Source organism: Cerasicoccus frondis, from assembly GCA_031296915.1.
Classification (GTDB): Bacteria; Verrucomicrobiota; Verrucomicrobiia; order Opitutales; family Cerasicoccaceae; genus Cerasicoccus; species Cerasicoccus frondis.
In genome coordinates this window covers 161,746-176,831 of the sequence record JAVDPC010000002.1, presented here as the reverse complement: position 1 = coordinate 176,831, position 15,086 = coordinate 161,746, and the positions used below count along the sequence as shown (strand labels likewise).

The 15,086-nt window shown below is 48.9% G+C and carries 15 protein-coding genes; 4 read left to right on the top strand and 11 right to left on the bottom strand.

Annotated elements, in window-relative coordinates:
• The 7 genes from RBB63_RS02180 to RBB63_RS02150 form a co-directional block, all read right to left on the bottom strand.
• Nucleotides 1–735 (bottom strand): choice-of-anchor M domain-containing protein, encoded by a 735-nt coding sequence (locus RBB63_RS02180; protein WP_309380646.1) that lies wholly within the window; start codon nt 733–735, stop codon nt 1–3.
• Nucleotides 736–865: 130 nt separating this feature from the next.
• The gene (locus RBB63_RS02175) at nt 866–1,081 is read right to left on the bottom strand and encodes an FmdB family zinc ribbon protein (RefSeq protein ID WP_309380644.1); all 216 of its coding nucleotides are present in this window, start codon (nt 1,079–1,081) and stop codon (nt 866–868) included.
• A 10-nt stretch (nt 1,082–1,091) separates the two neighbouring features.
• Nucleotides 1,092–2,324 carry a zinc metallochaperone GTPase ZigA gene (zigA, locus tag RBB63_RS02170; RefSeq protein ID WP_309380642.1) on the bottom strand — a complete coding sequence of 411 codons (1,233 nt, stop codon included), beginning with the start codon at nt 2,322–2,324 and terminating at the stop codon, nt 1,092–1,094.
• A 356-nt stretch (nt 2,325–2,680) separates the two neighbouring features.
• Nucleotides 2,681–3,160 carry a hypothetical protein gene (locus RBB63_RS02165; RefSeq protein WP_309380640.1) on the bottom strand — a complete coding sequence of 160 codons (480 nt, stop codon included), beginning with the start codon at nt 3,158–3,160 and terminating at the stop codon, nt 2,681–2,683.
• 27 nt (nt 3,161–3,187) lie between these two features.
• Complete coding sequence (locus tag RBB63_RS02160; RefSeq protein WP_309380638.1) at nt 3,188–3,940, bottom strand: LysM peptidoglycan-binding domain-containing protein; 753 nt, start codon at nt 3,938–3,940, stop codon at nt 3,188–3,190.
• 618 nt (nt 3,941–4,558) lie between these two features.
• Nucleotides 4,559–6,181 (bottom strand): pentapeptide repeat-containing protein, encoded by a 1,623-nt coding sequence (locus tag RBB63_RS02155; RefSeq protein ID WP_309380636.1) that lies wholly within the window; start codon nt 6,179–6,181, stop codon nt 4,559–4,561.
• A gap of 141 nt (nt 6,182–6,322) precedes the next feature.
• Complete coding sequence (locus RBB63_RS02150) at nt 6,323–6,487, bottom strand: hypothetical protein (protein ID WP_309380634.1); 165 nt, start codon at nt 6,485–6,487, stop codon at nt 6,323–6,325.
• A 403-nt stretch (nt 6,488–6,890) separates the two neighbouring features.
• Here RBB63_RS02150 and RBB63_RS02145 point away from each other — a divergent pair, with 403 nt between their 5' ends.
• The 3 genes from RBB63_RS02145 (at nt 6,891) to RBB63_RS23630 (ending at nt 9,060) form a co-directional block, all read left to right on the top strand.
• On the top strand, nt 6,891–8,201 hold the full coding sequence (locus tag RBB63_RS02145) for a hypothetical protein (RefSeq protein ID WP_309380632.1): 1,311 nt from the start codon (nt 6,891–6,893) through the stop codon (nt 8,199–8,201).
• Nucleotides 8,202–8,474: 273 nt separating this feature from the next.
• Complete coding sequence (locus tag RBB63_RS02140; protein ID WP_309380630.1) at nt 8,475–8,741, top strand: transposase; 267 nt, start codon at nt 8,475–8,477, stop codon at nt 8,739–8,741.
• A complete protein-coding gene (locus RBB63_RS23630) occupies nt 8,716–9,060 on the top strand; it encodes an integrase core domain-containing protein (RefSeq protein WP_425503860.1) in 345 nt (114 codons plus the stop codon). Before RBB63_RS02140 ends, RBB63_RS23630 begins: the two co-directional genes overlap by 26 nt.
• A gap of 67 nt (nt 9,061–9,127) precedes the next feature.
• Here the strand turns inward: RBB63_RS23630 and RBB63_RS02135 are convergent, their stop codons facing one another.
• Complete coding sequence (locus RBB63_RS02135) at nt 9,128–9,349, bottom strand: hypothetical protein (RefSeq protein WP_309380628.1); 222 nt, start codon at nt 9,347–9,349, stop codon at nt 9,128–9,130.
• Nucleotides 9,350–9,531: 182 nt separating this feature from the next.
• Here RBB63_RS02135 and RBB63_RS02130 point away from each other — a divergent pair, with 182 nt between their 5' ends.
• A complete protein-coding gene (locus RBB63_RS02130; protein ID WP_309380626.1) occupies nt 9,532–10,536 on the top strand; it encodes a virulence RhuM family protein in 1,005 nt (334 codons plus the stop codon).
• An 87-nt stretch (nt 10,537–10,623) separates the two neighbouring features.
• On the opposite strand, the gene RBB63_RS02125 is transcribed toward RBB63_RS02130, so the two are convergent.
• From RBB63_RS02125 to dinD, 3 genes are all read right to left on the bottom strand, one after another.
• Nucleotides 10,624–12,972, bottom strand: a complete 2,349-nt coding sequence (locus RBB63_RS02125; RefSeq protein ID WP_309380624.1) for an NACHT domain-containing protein — start codon at nt 12,970–12,972, stop codon at nt 10,624–10,626.
• Nucleotides 12,973–13,079: 107 nt separating this feature from the next.
• Nucleotides 13,080–13,997 carry a nuclease-related domain-containing protein gene (locus RBB63_RS02120; protein WP_309380623.1) on the bottom strand — a complete coding sequence of 306 codons (918 nt, stop codon included), beginning with the start codon at nt 13,995–13,997 and terminating at the stop codon, nt 13,080–13,082.
• Between the two features lie 120 nt (nt 13,998–14,117).
• A complete protein-coding gene (dinD, locus tag RBB63_RS02115) occupies nt 14,118–14,963 on the bottom strand; it encodes a DNA damage-inducible protein D (RefSeq protein ID WP_309380621.1) in 846 nt (281 codons plus the stop codon).
• Nucleotides 14,964–15,086: the final 123 nt, after the last annotated feature.

The window sequence follows — 15,086 nt, the reverse complement described above, 5'->3', positions numbered from 1 at the left end:
TTATGCCTTACGGCGGCGACGAATGAGGCAAACGACCAGAGCGCCAGCACCGGCGATCATGGCGTAGGTTGATGGCTCCGGCACAACGTAAAAGGCAAAGGTCTGCGTGGATGAGAGGAAGCCATCGGTTACGTGCTCTGCAGAGACCGTCATCACGATTTCCCACAAGCCCGTTTCCGTGAATCCCCAGTTGTAGTGCGAATGAGTGCCTGTCGCTAAGGTAATGGTGTTGTCCCCATTGATGGTATTAGCTTCATCAGCCGTAGAGAAGTAAAAGTTGAAGCTGCCAAGCGATCCTGACTGCCATACTGAGAAATCGCCGCTTCCCGAGGGGGAGGTGACGCTGTCCAAGGTGAAGGTGGCGCCATCTGGAAATTCGGAACCATCTAATTCTTCGGTGGCGAAGCCAAGGTAGGGCACGCCCGCAATTTCACCTTGGGGCAAATACCAGAAGTCTGAACCTGCCGTTGTGCCCGTCATGGTATTGAAGGTTGCGTTGTCGATTGCTGAAATGTATTGGCTGGCGGGGACTTCGGTGGTGATGTCGCTGGGTTCGTACTCTCCCTCGCCAAGATTGGAACTGGCTCCAAGGTGGTAGTGGAAGAAGAACTCTGGACCATCGCCCTCGTCTTCGTAGGCAATACCGATGTCGCCATGGCCGAATGTATAAACAGCCCCGATGAGAGCTGATGAGCTGAGTAGTGAAACTGAAAGTGTCAGGATAGGCTTGATCATGGTTTCGATAAGAATGGGTAGAAGCGTTTGACGTCAACCATTAATGCAAAAATATTGCATTAATGATTTTGGAAATGATTTATATTAGAATGAACTTTGTTGGATTTTGTATTGGATGGGCTGTTTTGTTTCAGCAAGTTCCGCAGCAATCACTGCTTCCAACGGCGCCGGTGTGAATGCCTGATTTCTTGGGCAAGAAAAGGCCGCCAGTGATCACCCGGCGAACTGGCGCGCCGCTCTCGGGATGGTGGGTCAGCGCTGCGTCGTGAATTGACTGGTAAAGCTCGAATCGTTCCGTTGTCCGTTCTTTAGCTGTGTGGACTGTCTCGTAAATATAAACCGGCATGAGAGTGGCGTCAGTTTAGTTCAACCGGTGCGGGTTCGGCGCTCAGCCATGCTGGGAATCTATCTGGGAGTTGCTTCCATTCACTCTCTCCAAGCTGCATTTCTGCATCGGTGAGTAGGCAGGCGTCAAAGCGCTTATTCAGATTCACCTCGTTCATTCGATTGACGAAACCGATCAGCACAATCTCCTGACGACGATCACCAAAAGGTTCCTTCCAGTTGGAGAGCACCATTTCGCGTTCTTCCGCGTCATCCGGCCACTCCGAGCGGCGAACGGTGGCAAACCATTTGCCCGCTAGCCGAACATCTGATTGCCCGCCTGCCCGAGACCATAGGCCAACATAATCCATCCGCGTCGCCAGCCAGAAGAAGCCTTTGGAGCGGATCACCCCGGGCCAATCCTGAGCCATCAACGCTTTCAACCTCTCGGGATGAAAGGGCCGTCGCGCACGGTAGACAAAGTTCGTAATTCCGTATTCTTCGGTCTCAGGAATAGGCTCATTGTGCAGCAGTTTAAGCCAGTCGGGAGTTAACTCCGCAGACTCGATGTCAAATTTACCTGTGCTTAAAATGGCCTTCGGCTCCACTCTGCCATACGTCGCCTCGATCAGCGACGCGCGACTATTGATCGCTTTGATGCCGCTAATAATCGAACACTTCTGCAGTTCATCGACCGCATCGATTTTATTCAGAATGATGATATCGGCGAATTCTATTTGGTCCACCAGCAGATCGACAATGCTGCGCTCATCCTCTGCTCCAAGCGCTTGGCCGCGATCACGCAGCTTATCTGGTGAACCAAAATCTCGCTCGAAATTGGCGGCATCGACTACTGTAACCATGGTGTCGAGACGAGCGATGTCCTCCAGGCTAAACCCAGCCTCGTTGCGGAAGAAAAAGGTTTCAGCAACCGGCATTGGCTCAGAAACTCCTGTTGACTCAATTAGCAGGTAGTCAAAGCGCCCTTCATAGGCCAGGCGCCGTACCTCTTCGAGCAAGTCATCGCGCAATGTGCAGCAGATGCAGCCATTGCTCATTTCGACAAGTTTCTCTTCTTTGCGGCTCAGGCTCGCGCCTCCCTCCGCGACCAAACGGGCATCAATATTCACTTCGCTCATGTCATTTACGATGACCGCGACTCTTAGGCCTTGGCGGTTGTTCAACACATGATTCAGCAAGGTTGTCTTACCTGCCCCAAGGAAGCCCGAGAGGACGGTAACGGGAAGTTTGTGATTTGGTTTCATACGCAATCCTGGTGATTAATGTGTGTGACTCTCCTGCTCAGTGGCAGACGACATGCATGACGTAGTCATTGACTCAACACGTTGGAGAATTGCTTGAAAATCACTTAATGCAAAATATTTGCAATAAAATTCTCCGTTTATCGACACCTCAAGTGTGATGAGAATTTTGCATCTAGCCCGTCAATCAGCTTCGGCGGTGCATGGTAAGACACGTTCCTATGATCTGATTACCTGCCGAGTGGACAAACGCTGGCAATGCATCTCGCTCGAAATCGAGTATCCCGCGGTGCGGAATGGATTCGTGGCAGTTCTATAAAACGAGAGTTGAGATGATGCGCCTCAGGGCGTTGGAGCTCTTAGTGGTGATGGTGTGTGTGTATGCCCCAGGCCCAGAGTTTTCCTGACCAGAGGACTTGGTCTGCGGATTCAATCGTCAATTCGACTTTATGGTGAGTATATGGGTCAAGGGGCACCTGAGATGGCCCATAGAGCGAATATTTTTCATTCCATGACAGGGTGTCATCTCCGAAATTTCCCTGAATGCGAACTGTGGTGTCTGGCCCCAAGGCTGGCTTTAAAACCACTGCCAGATGACTGCCTGCCCATCCAAGCTCGATGTGGTGGGATTGCTCGTCAATTTGTATGTCATACGTCGCGCCCTGGTATTCTCCGCGCACTGCGTCATGGGCTTGGTGTTCCTGCCAATTTTGGTAAAGAGGAATGGAGACGACTAAGCCAATAATTGATATCGATGCGGCAATTGCAGCCCAAAGTCGATAGTTTGGGCCGCTGGGTTGAATTAAATTGGGTTCGTCTGGGTATTGGCTCAAAGACATTTAGTGGGGTGTTTTGCGGATTCCTATTCAACTGCAATAGAGGGCGGACATCTCGCGATAGGGAAAGTGCTTACCCGGACATACTGTGTGCCTAGCGCCATCCACCCACTTATGGACCGTAAATGTGTAGTCGCTGGCAGTGCAATTGTCGCGCAAGTAATTCACTAGTTGGATAAAGCTTGCTCGCTGCTTCGGTGTGGGGGGATGGTTCTCGAGGTTGCCGACCAGGCATATCCCGATGCCGACATCATTAACGCGTGAGTCACGCACGTGGCCGCCGCGAAGTTGTTGGCGCCAGCGCGGACCAACCTCAATTTCACCGTCGCCTGAGTCGATGCCATTTCCGATGACAAAGTGATAAGCAAGGCCGTTTTCCATGCCTCGGCGCTCATGGGCAGCTCCATAGATTGCAGCATTTCCCTGCTCAATGGCGCTATGGTGGGCCACCACATACTTCCATCGGGAGCGGTCGATCTTCAGTGAGCGATTGGCTTCAATGACTGGTTTTAGGGCATCCCCTGAGTTGGACGTTGGAATTTTTAATGTCTGCCCAATGAGGATTCGGTCGCTGGTTAGACCATTGGTTCGCTGTAAATCACGGACAGTCACGCCGTATGCTTGAGCAATTTCACTGAGTGTGTCTCCAGCTTTAACGCGATAAGAAAGCTGATTCGCTGGCGCTCCCAAGATGCCTTGGACTGGGATAACCAACCCGGCAGCTAAGGTGAACCGCAGGAAACGGCGACGCGAATAAGGCTTAGAGCTATGCGAATGAAACATGCCGACAACTAATCAAATGCAATGACTTTGCAATAGTCAACGGCCTGATCTTTTAGTCAAGATCATTAGGAATGCGCTTTATGTCAGGGCTGCGCTGATGGCTGTTTGCCTTCATCAATCGCGACATCAACAAGTTCGCCATCTCTGGAAGGTTTGGAAGGTTCAGAAATTTGTCACGCGTAGAAATCTATGTGACGATTCATTGGCTTTGTCGTACAAGTTTCGCAGTTTTCGAATCATCGACATGCGACCAACAAAAGTGGCGTAGAGGGCGGGATTCGAACCCGCTATTTATTTACCATAAAACAATGACTATAAGTGACTTAAATAGAATTCATCAAGCATAAAGCCTTAGATTCCACGGCTTTTGAGCGCATTTATTCACTGAATCTGACTGAATAAAAAAATCGAGAGTAACCGACAATGACGTAATTATTACTACGCGCAAGATGCGAATGATCTGTTCGGTAGTCCTACGGCTCTTTTCATCGTCGATTTTCCGGTTTTGCCAGAAAATCATCTCAGTAGAATATCCGAAGCCAAGGGCCGGAATGCGATCTAACAGCCTTGGATAGTTAATGCTTAAATTGAGAATTTGATAAAGCGTAAGATGTCTTGCTACCAAACCTTCGGGTCGCTGTTGATAAATATTTTTAATCCGTCAACGTCTGTTTCTCTAAACTTCGGTCTATCGTCGTCAAAGTGGGCTGCAGTAAATTGTCGGCCATTCGCTCCAGGGTCAGTAATGCCTTGCGGCATAGGCCAACTTATCGGTCTTGTAATTGCGTCAGGTAATTGAGTTTCTGTATTTCCCAGCATTTGATTCGCCTGCGCCTGCGTAATGTCAGTATCCTTAAGATCTGCGTAATATACTTTCATCTTAGTGCAGATAGCACCCTCAAAACTGCATTTAACGAAACTGGCGTAGCTAAAATTCGCTTCAGTAAAATCAGTTCGGTCAAATGCAGTATTCTTAAAGCTAGCACCCATTGCTCTTGCACGGGAAAAATTGCACTCCCAAATTCGGCATCTTTCAAAAGTCGAACTTACGATATCAATGCCTGAGGACTCGAATGCTAAAAACTCACACTCGAAGAATTTTGTCGATCGCATATAAGCGAACTTTGCGTCGATTCGCGAAAATTTCGATTGCGCAAATTCAATTGGCGGGAATCTAACGGCAGAGATGTCTGTGTTTTTGAACTGAATCTTACTTACCGCTTTGATATTCCTAATATCACAGCCCAAGAGAGTTGATCCCTCAAAACTAACGCCATCCAAGATGATATTATCAAATAAGGCTTGATCAATCACGCATTCGTTGAATGTCTTGCTAAAAACATTGCAATTAATAAAATTAGCTCTTGTTAATGAACAACCATCGAACTGTGAACGATCTAAAAGAGTGGAATCGAATGTAGACTGGTTCAATTCGCAGTCCAAGAAATTTATGCCCTCAAGTTCGCACTTTGTAAAAATCACCTCATCAGCACGGACATTGCTCATGATGGCTGAATCAAAACTGCAACCAATGAAGTTGGCACTTGGCAAAGAAGCTCTTTGCAAACTGACCCTACTTAAATCTAAGTCATAGATGCGAACATTGTTTAGGAATATGTCATCAAATGATAATGTCTTGTTGCTATCAATGCCACTTGGTTTGATCTCAAACTCCTTGGCTAGAGGCAGATATTCGACCAAGGCTGCCCCTCTCAACTTTGGATTTACTCTGGGAAGAGTTACATCTGTATCACTGGCACTGAACAGGAAGTCTGCTAAGGTTGTTCTTCTTTGTCGCTTCTCGGCAAGCCTTGCCATATCAATCTGGGCAGTGATCGAATCATTCTGATCCTTAAAGTATTGGTTCTGGGTTTTGAAATACTCATTTTGTTCTTTGAAATGATCATTCTGAATCGTTAAAAGGATATTTTGCGCTTCAAGTAAACCCGATTGTTCCTTTATGTTTTTGGTTTGTTTGGTCATCTGCCTTGTTTGCTCTAATAAGACTATAAGGGTTAGTATCCCTATGATTCCGCCTACGGTAAAAGCGGCCGTTTCCGGTGATAAAAGTTTCCAAAGCAGAGCTTCAATTGAAGCTTTACGCCGAAGATCACCTTTCTCCCATTTTCCTCTTCGGAAAAATGTGATGCATAAAGGAACTAAACGGTGATCCTGTCGGATTAGATCGGCTTCAATTTCTTGTATGCTTTTTTCTCTGTCCTGAGACTTATCGCTATTCATGTGACTAATTTTCGCTATTTTCCGTCTTGTAACAACTTTAGCAGTTCATTATCAATTCTTCCTCGCCAGTCGCGATAGCGTTATTAAGCCCGAAATAGCGAGGCTGCACTCCCCTGAAATAAAACGTGGGCTTTGAGGAATTCAGCTTAATGGTGTATGATCAATTTCGTAATCCTGCGGGCGTTGTTTATTGCCTGTGAAGAAGCCGAGAGCTGCGCCATCGATTTCGCCTCCCAATGAAGTCCTGCCAACCTGCGTGGCGATGACCTTAAAAAAGAATCGTAGCAGTTCTTTTGTATTTGGCATTGCATCTAGGCAATTTAGGGACCCGCAGCTGTCAATCAATAATTATAATAATACTTGGCTTTATTTGATTATAGAGAATTGATTTTGAATTGTAGTATATTCGCCAAAACTCAAACCCTTGCACAGCATCCAGCCGGGAATTCCCCATTAAACGTCGACCAGTCTGGAGCCATTTCTGATTCATGATTTTATATGATATTATTATTCATAAAATAAGTTCTTATTTAAAAAGAAAGAAAGAAAACAGATAGTTGGCGCATAATTTGCCTTGTGGAAACGGTGGTGGCCATTATTGGACTCAGACCAATACGGGATCATAGCTCCCATTGCCCTCAAAAGTGAGGGCAATCCATGGCGATGCTACATTTACTTTTAGTTCATTAATCCATAGGCATTTACCCCTATGAATAGATTAAGCTGCCTACGTCTACTCCTCCTTCTCACCCTCCCTCTTGCCGCGACACTCACGCAAGGCGCCCAGCCACCCGAAATCGCAATCAATACGCCAATTTCCCTGAATAGTGCCTTGGCTCCGGCCTTTGAGTTCACCGTTCCCACAGAAGTCGGCAAATTCTATCAGCTACAATACAGCAACGAACTGGAATCGGAGACCTGGGTGAACGAAGGTTATACCTTTAAAGGCACCGGCGGTTATGTGACCCGGTTGGTGGGATTTCAGGGTAGAAAAGCGTTCTTCATTCGGATGATTGACTATGGCGATACTGGTAATCTCGCCCCACGCCCCCTCCAGCGTGATTGGGTGGCCATTGATCCTACCCCCAGCCTCGGGGATATCCGATACAATGATACTGACGTTGAGATCGAAGTCCGGGTTGGATTTCCAGTCGATACTATAGAAGGACCCGCTGATTTGGAGCTCTCGCGCAACTCGGATATGAGTTCCAGTTTTATCATTGATCGGGTCACACTTTTTGCTCACACCAGTCCTTTTTTGAAAGGCAAAATACCGCCTGCCTACTACTACCGCGTTCCCTCAGCGGTTCGCCCCATCGACAGCTGGAGGGAATTACGCCCCACCGATGAAGCCGACACTCAGCGGGTGGGGCCGGTAGGATTACTCCTTCAAGGGAATGCCGGTCCCAAGGGGGATCAAGGGGACACGGGCCCCGAAGGACCGCAAGGACCCAAGGGGGATACTGGAGATGCAGGGGCACAAGGTCCACAAGGCGAAACGGGCACAACCGGTCCGCAAGGCCAACAAGGTGAGCAAGGCCCCACAGGCCTCCAAGGTCCAATTGGGCCAGAAGGTCCACAGGGCCCCAAAGGCGACAACGGAGAGGCTCAAACGATCATGACTTTGATAGGTTATTCTGGGTCCTTCAGCATTCCCGACGACCAATGGGTCTCAATCCCGTTCAATACGGAAAAAAGAGATGATTTAGATTGGCATTCCAATACGACTAATAACACCCGAATCACAGTTTCCGAGACTGGCATTTATCGTATCTCAGCGTTTGTCACACGCAGTTCGTTTGAAAGCAGCAGCACCGCTCTTAGGCTAAAAGTAAATGGTCAACAGACTTATACGTCCCGTGCCGACCAAGAGGATTCTAGTATTACCTACCAAGCACGGCACTTTCAAGTAATTCAAGAGCTTGATGCAGGAGATTACGTCGAAATTGATATGTGGGTAAACAATAGCGGAGGTAGCCTAGCTACAAATGCTACGTACTTCGCTGTTGAAAAACTATAGGGGGTTGCCAGTCCAAAACCATTTCATTGCAACAGCCCTGGATAATCTGACCGGAGGAAGCTAGTCGGCTTTTTCCATCTGTTCAGTCATAAACGCGTTAAAATCATCCGGGTAGTTGCGGGTCATCGAAGCCCAATACTGCTGAATGCGGGGTTGCTTGATATAACGGTCATGTCGGATTCAAGCCCCTTGCGCATGAACTTGTGGCCGGGCCCCCTAAAACCGGTCCATTGCCCGTGAGAAGATTTTCGGTCATAGACACCGTAAGATCATATGAAAAAAGGACGTCGCAGCACCGAACAGATCATCCGCATCCTTCGCGCCAGTGAAGGGATGAAAGTCGAAGAGGCCTGCCGGGAGCATGGCATGAGCACACAGACCTACTATCGCTGGAAAGAGCAATATGGCAACATGGGCGTGAAGGAGGCCCAGCGTTTGAAGGATCTGGAAAAGGAATCGGATCAGCTCAAGAAGATCGTGGCCGATCAGCTTTTGCAGATTAAGGCCCTAGTGTATTCAGGGTTGGCTCAAGGACAATGAAATTAAAACCATCTACATCGATCCCGGCTGCCCTTGGCAGAACGGCTTCGTCGAAAGCTTCAACGATAAGTTCCGCCGCGAATGCCTCAACCGAGAGCTCATCTACACCCTGAGCGAATCACGCGTCATCTTCGATGATTACCGCCAATTGCATAATCACGAACGACCGCATCGATCTCTGGGCTTGCTCACGCCAGCCCAGTTTGCCAAACAACAATCCACAGGTTCCGGCTCCGTTCGGCCTACGGCCTCTCTGCGCCAGAACCTTAACAACCCAACCAACCCAGTAAACAACAACCCGACTGGAATCCTCTCATAACAAGTGGACCAAAAAGGGGGACCCAGCAAAGGTATTTAAAATCTACGTTTGACCCCTTTCCCTTTGTTTAGCCCCAGGCGCGGGAGAACTCTTCCGCGGCGTCCTCAAGCGCGAGGATGGTGGACTCGTAGGTCGCGGCGTCGGCGTCCTGCCCGGCAATGGCGTCGATATTCTTCTGGGCCTTGGTAAGGGCCAGCGTAATGTCCTCCTCGATCAGCTCAGGGTCAAGGCTGCTCCAGGCAACGTGAAAGGACGGGTCGAGAAAAGGGTGCGGCTGTGGTTCGCTCATGGCCCTACAGGACATTCAGCCAGCCCACAAAGTCAATTGCCGATGCGAGATGTCACGCATGGGCGGGGGTGACGCCTGTGTGCAGTTGGCTGTCCGTCATTCCGTCAAGAACGCTGTTTTGTCACGGAAAACCCTTGCGCGAATCGGCTGCATATCGCGAAATATCGTCAGCGATAGATTCCATGGCTGACGACTTGATACTCTACACCTCGCCCGATGGCGAAACGCGCATCGACCTCCGCGTCGAGGGCGGCACGGTCTGGCTCACCCAATTGGAAATCGCCGAGCTGTTTCAGGTCACCAAGCAAAACGTCAGCCTCCACGCCAACAATATCTTTGAAGAGGGTGAGCTAACCGCCGAGGCAACTGTCAAGGAATCCTTGACAGTTCAAACCGAAGGCCAGCGGCAGGTAAAGCGCCGGATTACGCTCCACAATCTCGACCTCATTCTCGCCATCGGCTATCGCGTTCGCTCCGAGCGCGGGACGCAATTCCGGCAATGGGCCACTCGCCACCTGCGGGAATACCTCGTCAAAGGTTTTGTCATGGACGACGAGCGCCTTAAGGACCCCGGCGGCTGGGATTACTTTGATGAGCTGCTCGCGCGCATTCGGGACATCCGCGCCTCCGAGAAGCGCTTCTACCAAAAGGTGCGCGATCTCTTCGCCCTCAGCCGCGACTACCAAAGCAACGATCGCGACGCCCAACTCTTCTTCGCCGAAACGCAAAACAAGCTCCTCTACGCCGTCACCGAGCTGACCGCCGCCGAGCTCATCCGCGAGCGCGCCAACCCGGAATTACCCAACATGGGCCTCACGGCCTGGAAGGGCTCACGGGTGCGCAAATTGGATGTTGTCGTTGCCAAGAACTACCTGACGGCCGACGAGATCGATACACTCAACCGCCTCGTGGTGATCTTCCTGGAGCAAGCCGAGCTACGCGCCAAGCAGCGTCAGGACCTCACGCTCGATTACTGGCGCCGCAATGTCGACCGCCTTCTTGAGTTCAATGAACGCCCCGTCCTCGATCACCATGGTTCCCTGACTGCCGACGAGGCCCGGATCCTGGCCGAAGACCGCTACGTAGCCTTCGATGCCCATCGCCGCCAACAAGAAGCTGACACTGAGGACTTGATTGAGTTGGAGCAGATTGAAGAGGAGCTGAAGCGGATGCCTAAGCCGGAGTGATGGTAGGCAGGGACGGATGATTGGAATCTATGTTTGCCCCCCCCCCTTGCTGTTCCTGGACGCTATCTTCGCAGGCTTTACATTGTACTACATTGAGAAATCTCTTAGGCTTGTGTCGTATAGTTTTTTAACGTCACTCTTTAATTTCCCATTTCCATCCATCTTTGTCTTAAAGTTTTTATCCAATTTTTTAGCAAACTTGCTCTTTTTTCCTGTTTGCATTTCATGTTGTAAACCCAGTTGAAGTACTATTGGTGGCTTTACTTTGCACATCTCTAAGTATTTAAATTCGGAAGTTTTAGAGTTTAGTTGTACTGTGACGTCGAGGAGGAACATAGATATTGCTAAATGGTCTTCATCTTCAATGTCGCTGATTAGTTGTAACGCAACGCTATCAAATGCTTTCTCGAAGAAGCTATATGCAAACGACATTTTGAAATTGTATTGAGTCAACCAGAGTAGGTGTATCTGCGAAAAATTAGCCAGCATACTGGTGTCTTTGTTCTTTATGACATCCATGTATGTCTTAGATGCTGTCTTTGTTGCCTCGACGAGTCCGTCTATGACAACAGAGTACTTAGCTGAGTATCCTGATAGTAGGAAGTCAGACAGGTTCATGTATTTTGCAAAGCACTCTAATTCTGATTTAGGTTCTAGGCCTATGATTTGCTTTAAGTAGTGATCTGGCTCAGGGGCGAGTCCTATGAAGAAGTAGAATACGTGAGACCAATACTTAGTGAATGCTTTGTTGTTGATATCCAGGTTGTTCGATCCGATCATCTTTCTTGCGTAATAATACTCGATAAAGGATCGATGCTTGAATGCGAATGTGTTTCCCGAATCAAGTAGGCATATTATGGAGCATCTGTTGGTCACTTTTTCAAAGAATGAAAATGCATCGATGCCGAAGTTTCGGTTGTCTAGATATTCACAGAAAAAGCTTTCGGCTTCTCCTCTGTTTAGTCTGTCGACTCCAGCTTCAAGCATGTGGACCGCAATGTTTTGAAGGATTTTATCTAAGGCTTTGTACTCTTTCTGCGATTGAAGTCCCTTGTCGAGTTCCCATCTGCCTACGCTAATTTCTATGAACTGAGAATATAGCTCAGGGAGTGATGATGGTAATTCTTTGTCTCCCTGCCTAAGGATATGGCCAAGTAGAATTGCGGCAATTGGGCATTTGGGTAGGTCTTTAAATATTGATGACCGTTTTGCGTCTTCAATGATTCGTTCAGGAATTGATGCGTTCTTTAACAATTCCTTGAGGAAGGATATTACTTTTTTACCGGAAAGTGGTACGATTTCGAGAGTGCAAATGTTGTCGAGTAATCCCTTGGGAATGTTGAATCTATCTAAGTGCCTTGATGTTGCGATGAGCTTTAGTGAATCATCTTCGTTGACTTTAGCGAAAATTGATTCAAGGACGCTGATGGTGTCTCGATCTTCGGTCTTACACTCATCCAAACTGTCAGATACTAAAAGATACTTCCTTCCTTTTATTGAGTCCAACGTCTCGTAGCTGTCTCCCAATTTTGATTCAATTAATGAATGTATGTCTTCTTCGTAGGTTTCGCAGTATTCCTTGAAGCTGAAATAAACGGGTATTAGCGATGACTCTTTGAATTTATCTGGTTTGCAGAATTCAGAGCTTAAGTTTCTTAGGAGTTTAGATTTTCCTACTCCAGGATCTCCTTCGATGAAGATAATTTGATTTGTGGCTACGGTTTCTGCCAGGTCAACTATCTCGTTTTTTTTTCTTTGGGTTACGGAGTCTATTTTGTAATCATCCTCTGTGCACTTTCTGATGTCTGGCTTTATGTAGACGTCGTTTCCAAAGTCTTTTACCAGAGATAGTTTGGATTCTAAATCGTTGATGTCTGAGAGTGTTCTTGATAGATAAAGAGCTGCTTCAGAGCCTATTGCAGACCAAAAGCTTTTAAAGTGCTTGTCGATCAGGCCAACTAGATTTTCACCAGAGAGGTATTCAACATTTGAGGATTTATTGTTTTCGAAAATGTGATGCTTTGCGTGATGTGATATGCTGGAATTTGAAACAACCCAAACGGAGTTTAAATATATTTTTCTCTTACCACTTGTATGAAACCTCTCTAGCTTGCAGTCATTTACTTGTCTCTGCACGTCTTGTACGTTGCTTAAGCTAATCTTTCCTGTTTTGACTATGACGCCTACGTATTGTCGCGATTGTAGTACGGGGTCTTCTCGCTCTAATACAAAATCAGCACCTAGTTCGTTTGGTCCATGGGTATATTCTACAGACGAAATATTTGGTAGCGTTCTGAAAAGACTATTTAGAATCGGGTGAAATTCAGAGACTTCATCCTTTATTCGATCAAGCCTGTTCAGCTTCTCTTTTGTCGTCAGTGCCATGTTCGGAAGGGAGGGTTTTGGTTGTTTTAAATTTGGGGCGTAATCATTCATAAACTTAATGTGCCAATGATTTCAATGAATTATACTTTAAGTTGTCTAGAATATTAGGAAGCGACAATTTTAAGGTTATTGTGCCTCGCCCCCAATTTAATTTTTATTCAATTCAACGACTCCGCGTTTTCGCGCCAGAGGGCGGCGTCGATGCGGTTGAGGGTGATGGTTTCGAGTGGGTAGGGTGAGTGGAAGGCGTAGCTCTTGATCATGGCGTCGTTGATGACGGCGGGGCCGCTGCCCTGGTTTTGGTAGTCGATCCACCAGCCGGGGATGACGATGATCGGGGTGACGGAGATTTGGTGGCCCAGCTGACCGGAGAGCCATTCGGCGAAGGTGCGCGCGTTGGCCTGGGCTTGGGCAATGGGCTCATCGGTGGAGACTTGGGGGAAGTGGAGGCGCTGGCCGTCGTAGCGGACTTTGTAGTTCGGCTTTTGGTCGGCGTCGAGGGGCTTGCGGCGCGTCTTCGTTTCAATGACGAACACGCCGCCCGGGCCGGCGACCACGTGGTCGATGTTAAACTTTTTGCCCGCGCGCTCGAAGACGAAGTCGTGGTAAACGCAGCTGACTTCCGGTCGCCGCATTTGCCGGTTGAGCGCCTGGCCGACGTGGCGCTCGCCATCGAACCCGAGGCTGTAGGCGGCGACTTTTTTGAGGAGCGCTCGCAGCTTCACCGATTGCCAAAAGCCGGTGAAGAACAAGACCGCCAGCGCGGTGATCACGAAGAGGAAGGTCCAGATGTTGAACTCCGCGTTGGGGTCAGTTGGGACACGCGGCGCCAGCAAAAACAGGAATATACTCAGCCATGCGAGCATGAAGATGAAGAGCAGTTTGCCAACGTAGTCCCATTGCAGGTCTTCGAGTTTGCGGCGGGTAGACTCACCGGGTGGTCGCGAGGTGTCGTTGGAAAACGGGCGGGCGGATGTCTTCTTTTTCCGGTAGTCGAGGAACGCCCAACCGGCGAACCACATAGCAGGCAGGCTGAGGATGAAGGCAAAGAATATGCGGATGGCCATTGAAGCCATTACCCTATCTGCCGGGTGTCGAAGCGACTTCTTTGCGCCCTCGTTTTTGAGGGGGCGACTGTGTGTGCGTCATGCCGGCTGGGGGGCGGTGCCGGACCTGGCGGCGATGGTCGAAGAGGCTTAGGAGCCTTCCAGCGTGTCTGGATTCTTCAACGCCTTCTTCTCGTCCGATATGAGACGACGTTCGACTTTCTTCACGTCTTCGGCGGGCGGCAGACTTTCCGGACGGATGCCTCGATCCAGGAGTGTTTTCCTAACTGCTTGGTTGTTGGTGACGTGCTCACGGGATATTTGCGGTTCGCTGCGCATCGTCTTCTCGCGGGCATTGTGAATGGTGATCTCGGTGGCAAAGTCTTTGGCTTTCAGAATGATGGTCGGTGCGAAGTCGGCCAAAGGGCGCGTGTCCGGCACTTTCCATTGCGCCTTCATGTCTTGTGTGCTCTTGCCGAATAGCGCTTGATCGCCCTTGCTGCGGATTAAGCCAAAGTTTTTGTTGCCTCCGGTTTGCTCGAATATGACTTGCGAAAGTTCCTTTTCTGTATCGGAGAGCTTTCTCCGCGCGGAAACACGCTCAGCCTCCAGCAGTCGCTGTTCGCTGAGCTCGGCTCGCCGTGTTTGCAGGGCGAAATAGGTTTGGGCAAAGGCAATCTCTTGCTTGCGGGGATCGCCATTTTGCGCGACGAGGTAGCAGGCGTAGCGGGTGAGCATGACATCCTCGATTTCGCGTTGCCCACCTGATCCGATTTCTACCATTTTGTTGACGTCAACAAAATGGTTGGAAACTTCGTGTCCGGAGCCTTCACAAGCGGTTTCAGCCTTGGCAATTGTCTTTAAGAAATTGCGCCACTCGGTGTAACCCAGCAATGACTGCAAATCTCGAGCCAGCCAAAACTCAACGCCGTTCTCGGTCGTTTGGGCGTGGCCTTCAAAAGATTCGGTTAGTTGCTGAACCTGGTTGTTCTCCATGGCTTGTTAGGTCTGGCTGTCGTGTTTCTTAGCCCCTTGAGCTTAGCTCAATGAGCATCCTACGGATTGAGACAGCATAGTGGAATGAATCGCATGCTTTGGCAAACTATATATAATATTGTT

What these genes read in the sequence shown, in the direction of transcription:
- RBB63_RS02180 (WP_309380646.1), bottom strand. Translation starts at nt 735, where the DNA reads ATGATCAAGCCTATCCTGACACTTTCAGTTTCACTACTCAGCTCATCA.
- RBB63_RS02175 (WP_309380644.1), bottom strand. Translation starts at nt 1,081, where the DNA reads ATGCCGGTTTATATTTACGAGACAGTCCACACAGCTAAAGAACGGACA.
- zigA (WP_309380642.1), bottom strand. Translation starts at nt 2,324, where the DNA reads ATGAAACCAAATCACAAACTTCCCGTTACCGTCCTCTCGGGCTTCCTT.
- RBB63_RS02165 (WP_309380640.1), bottom strand. Translation starts at nt 3,160, where the DNA reads ATGTCTTTGAGCCAATACCCAGACGAACCCAATTTAATTCAACCCAGC.
- RBB63_RS02160 (WP_309380638.1), bottom strand. Translation starts at nt 3,940, where the DNA reads ATGTTTCATTCGCATAGCTCTAAGCCTTATTCGCGTCGCCGTTTCCTG.
- RBB63_RS02155 (WP_309380636.1), bottom strand. Translation starts at nt 6,181, where the DNA reads ATGAATAGCGATAAGTCTCAGGACAGAGAAAAAAGCATACAAGAAATT.
- RBB63_RS02150 (WP_309380634.1), bottom strand. Translation starts at nt 6,487, where the DNA reads ATGCCAAATACAAAAGAACTGCTACGATTCTTTTTTAAGGTCATCGCC.
- RBB63_RS02145 (WP_309380632.1), top strand. Translation starts at nt 6,891, where the DNA reads ATGAATAGATTAAGCTGCCTACGTCTACTCCTCCTTCTCACCCTCCCT.
- RBB63_RS02140 (WP_309380630.1), top strand. Translation starts at nt 8,475, where the DNA reads ATGAAAAAAGGACGTCGCAGCACCGAACAGATCATCCGCATCCTTCGC.
- RBB63_RS02135 (WP_309380628.1), bottom strand. Translation starts at nt 9,349, where the DNA reads ATGAGCGAACCACAGCCGCACCCTTTTCTCGACCCGTCCTTTCACGTT.
- RBB63_RS02130 (WP_309380626.1), top strand. Translation starts at nt 9,532, where the DNA reads ATGGCTGACGACTTGATACTCTACACCTCGCCCGATGGCGAAACGCGC.
- RBB63_RS02125 (WP_309380624.1), bottom strand. Translation starts at nt 12,972, where the DNA reads ATGAATGATTACGCCCCAAATTTAAAACAACCAAAACCCTCCCTTCCG.
- RBB63_RS02120 (WP_309380623.1), bottom strand. Translation starts at nt 13,997, where the DNA reads ATGGCTTCAATGGCCATCCGCATATTCTTTGCCTTCATCCTCAGCCTG.
- dinD (WP_309380621.1), bottom strand. Translation starts at nt 14,963, where the DNA reads ATGGAGAACAACCAGGTTCAGCAACTAACCGAATCTTTTGAAGGCCAC.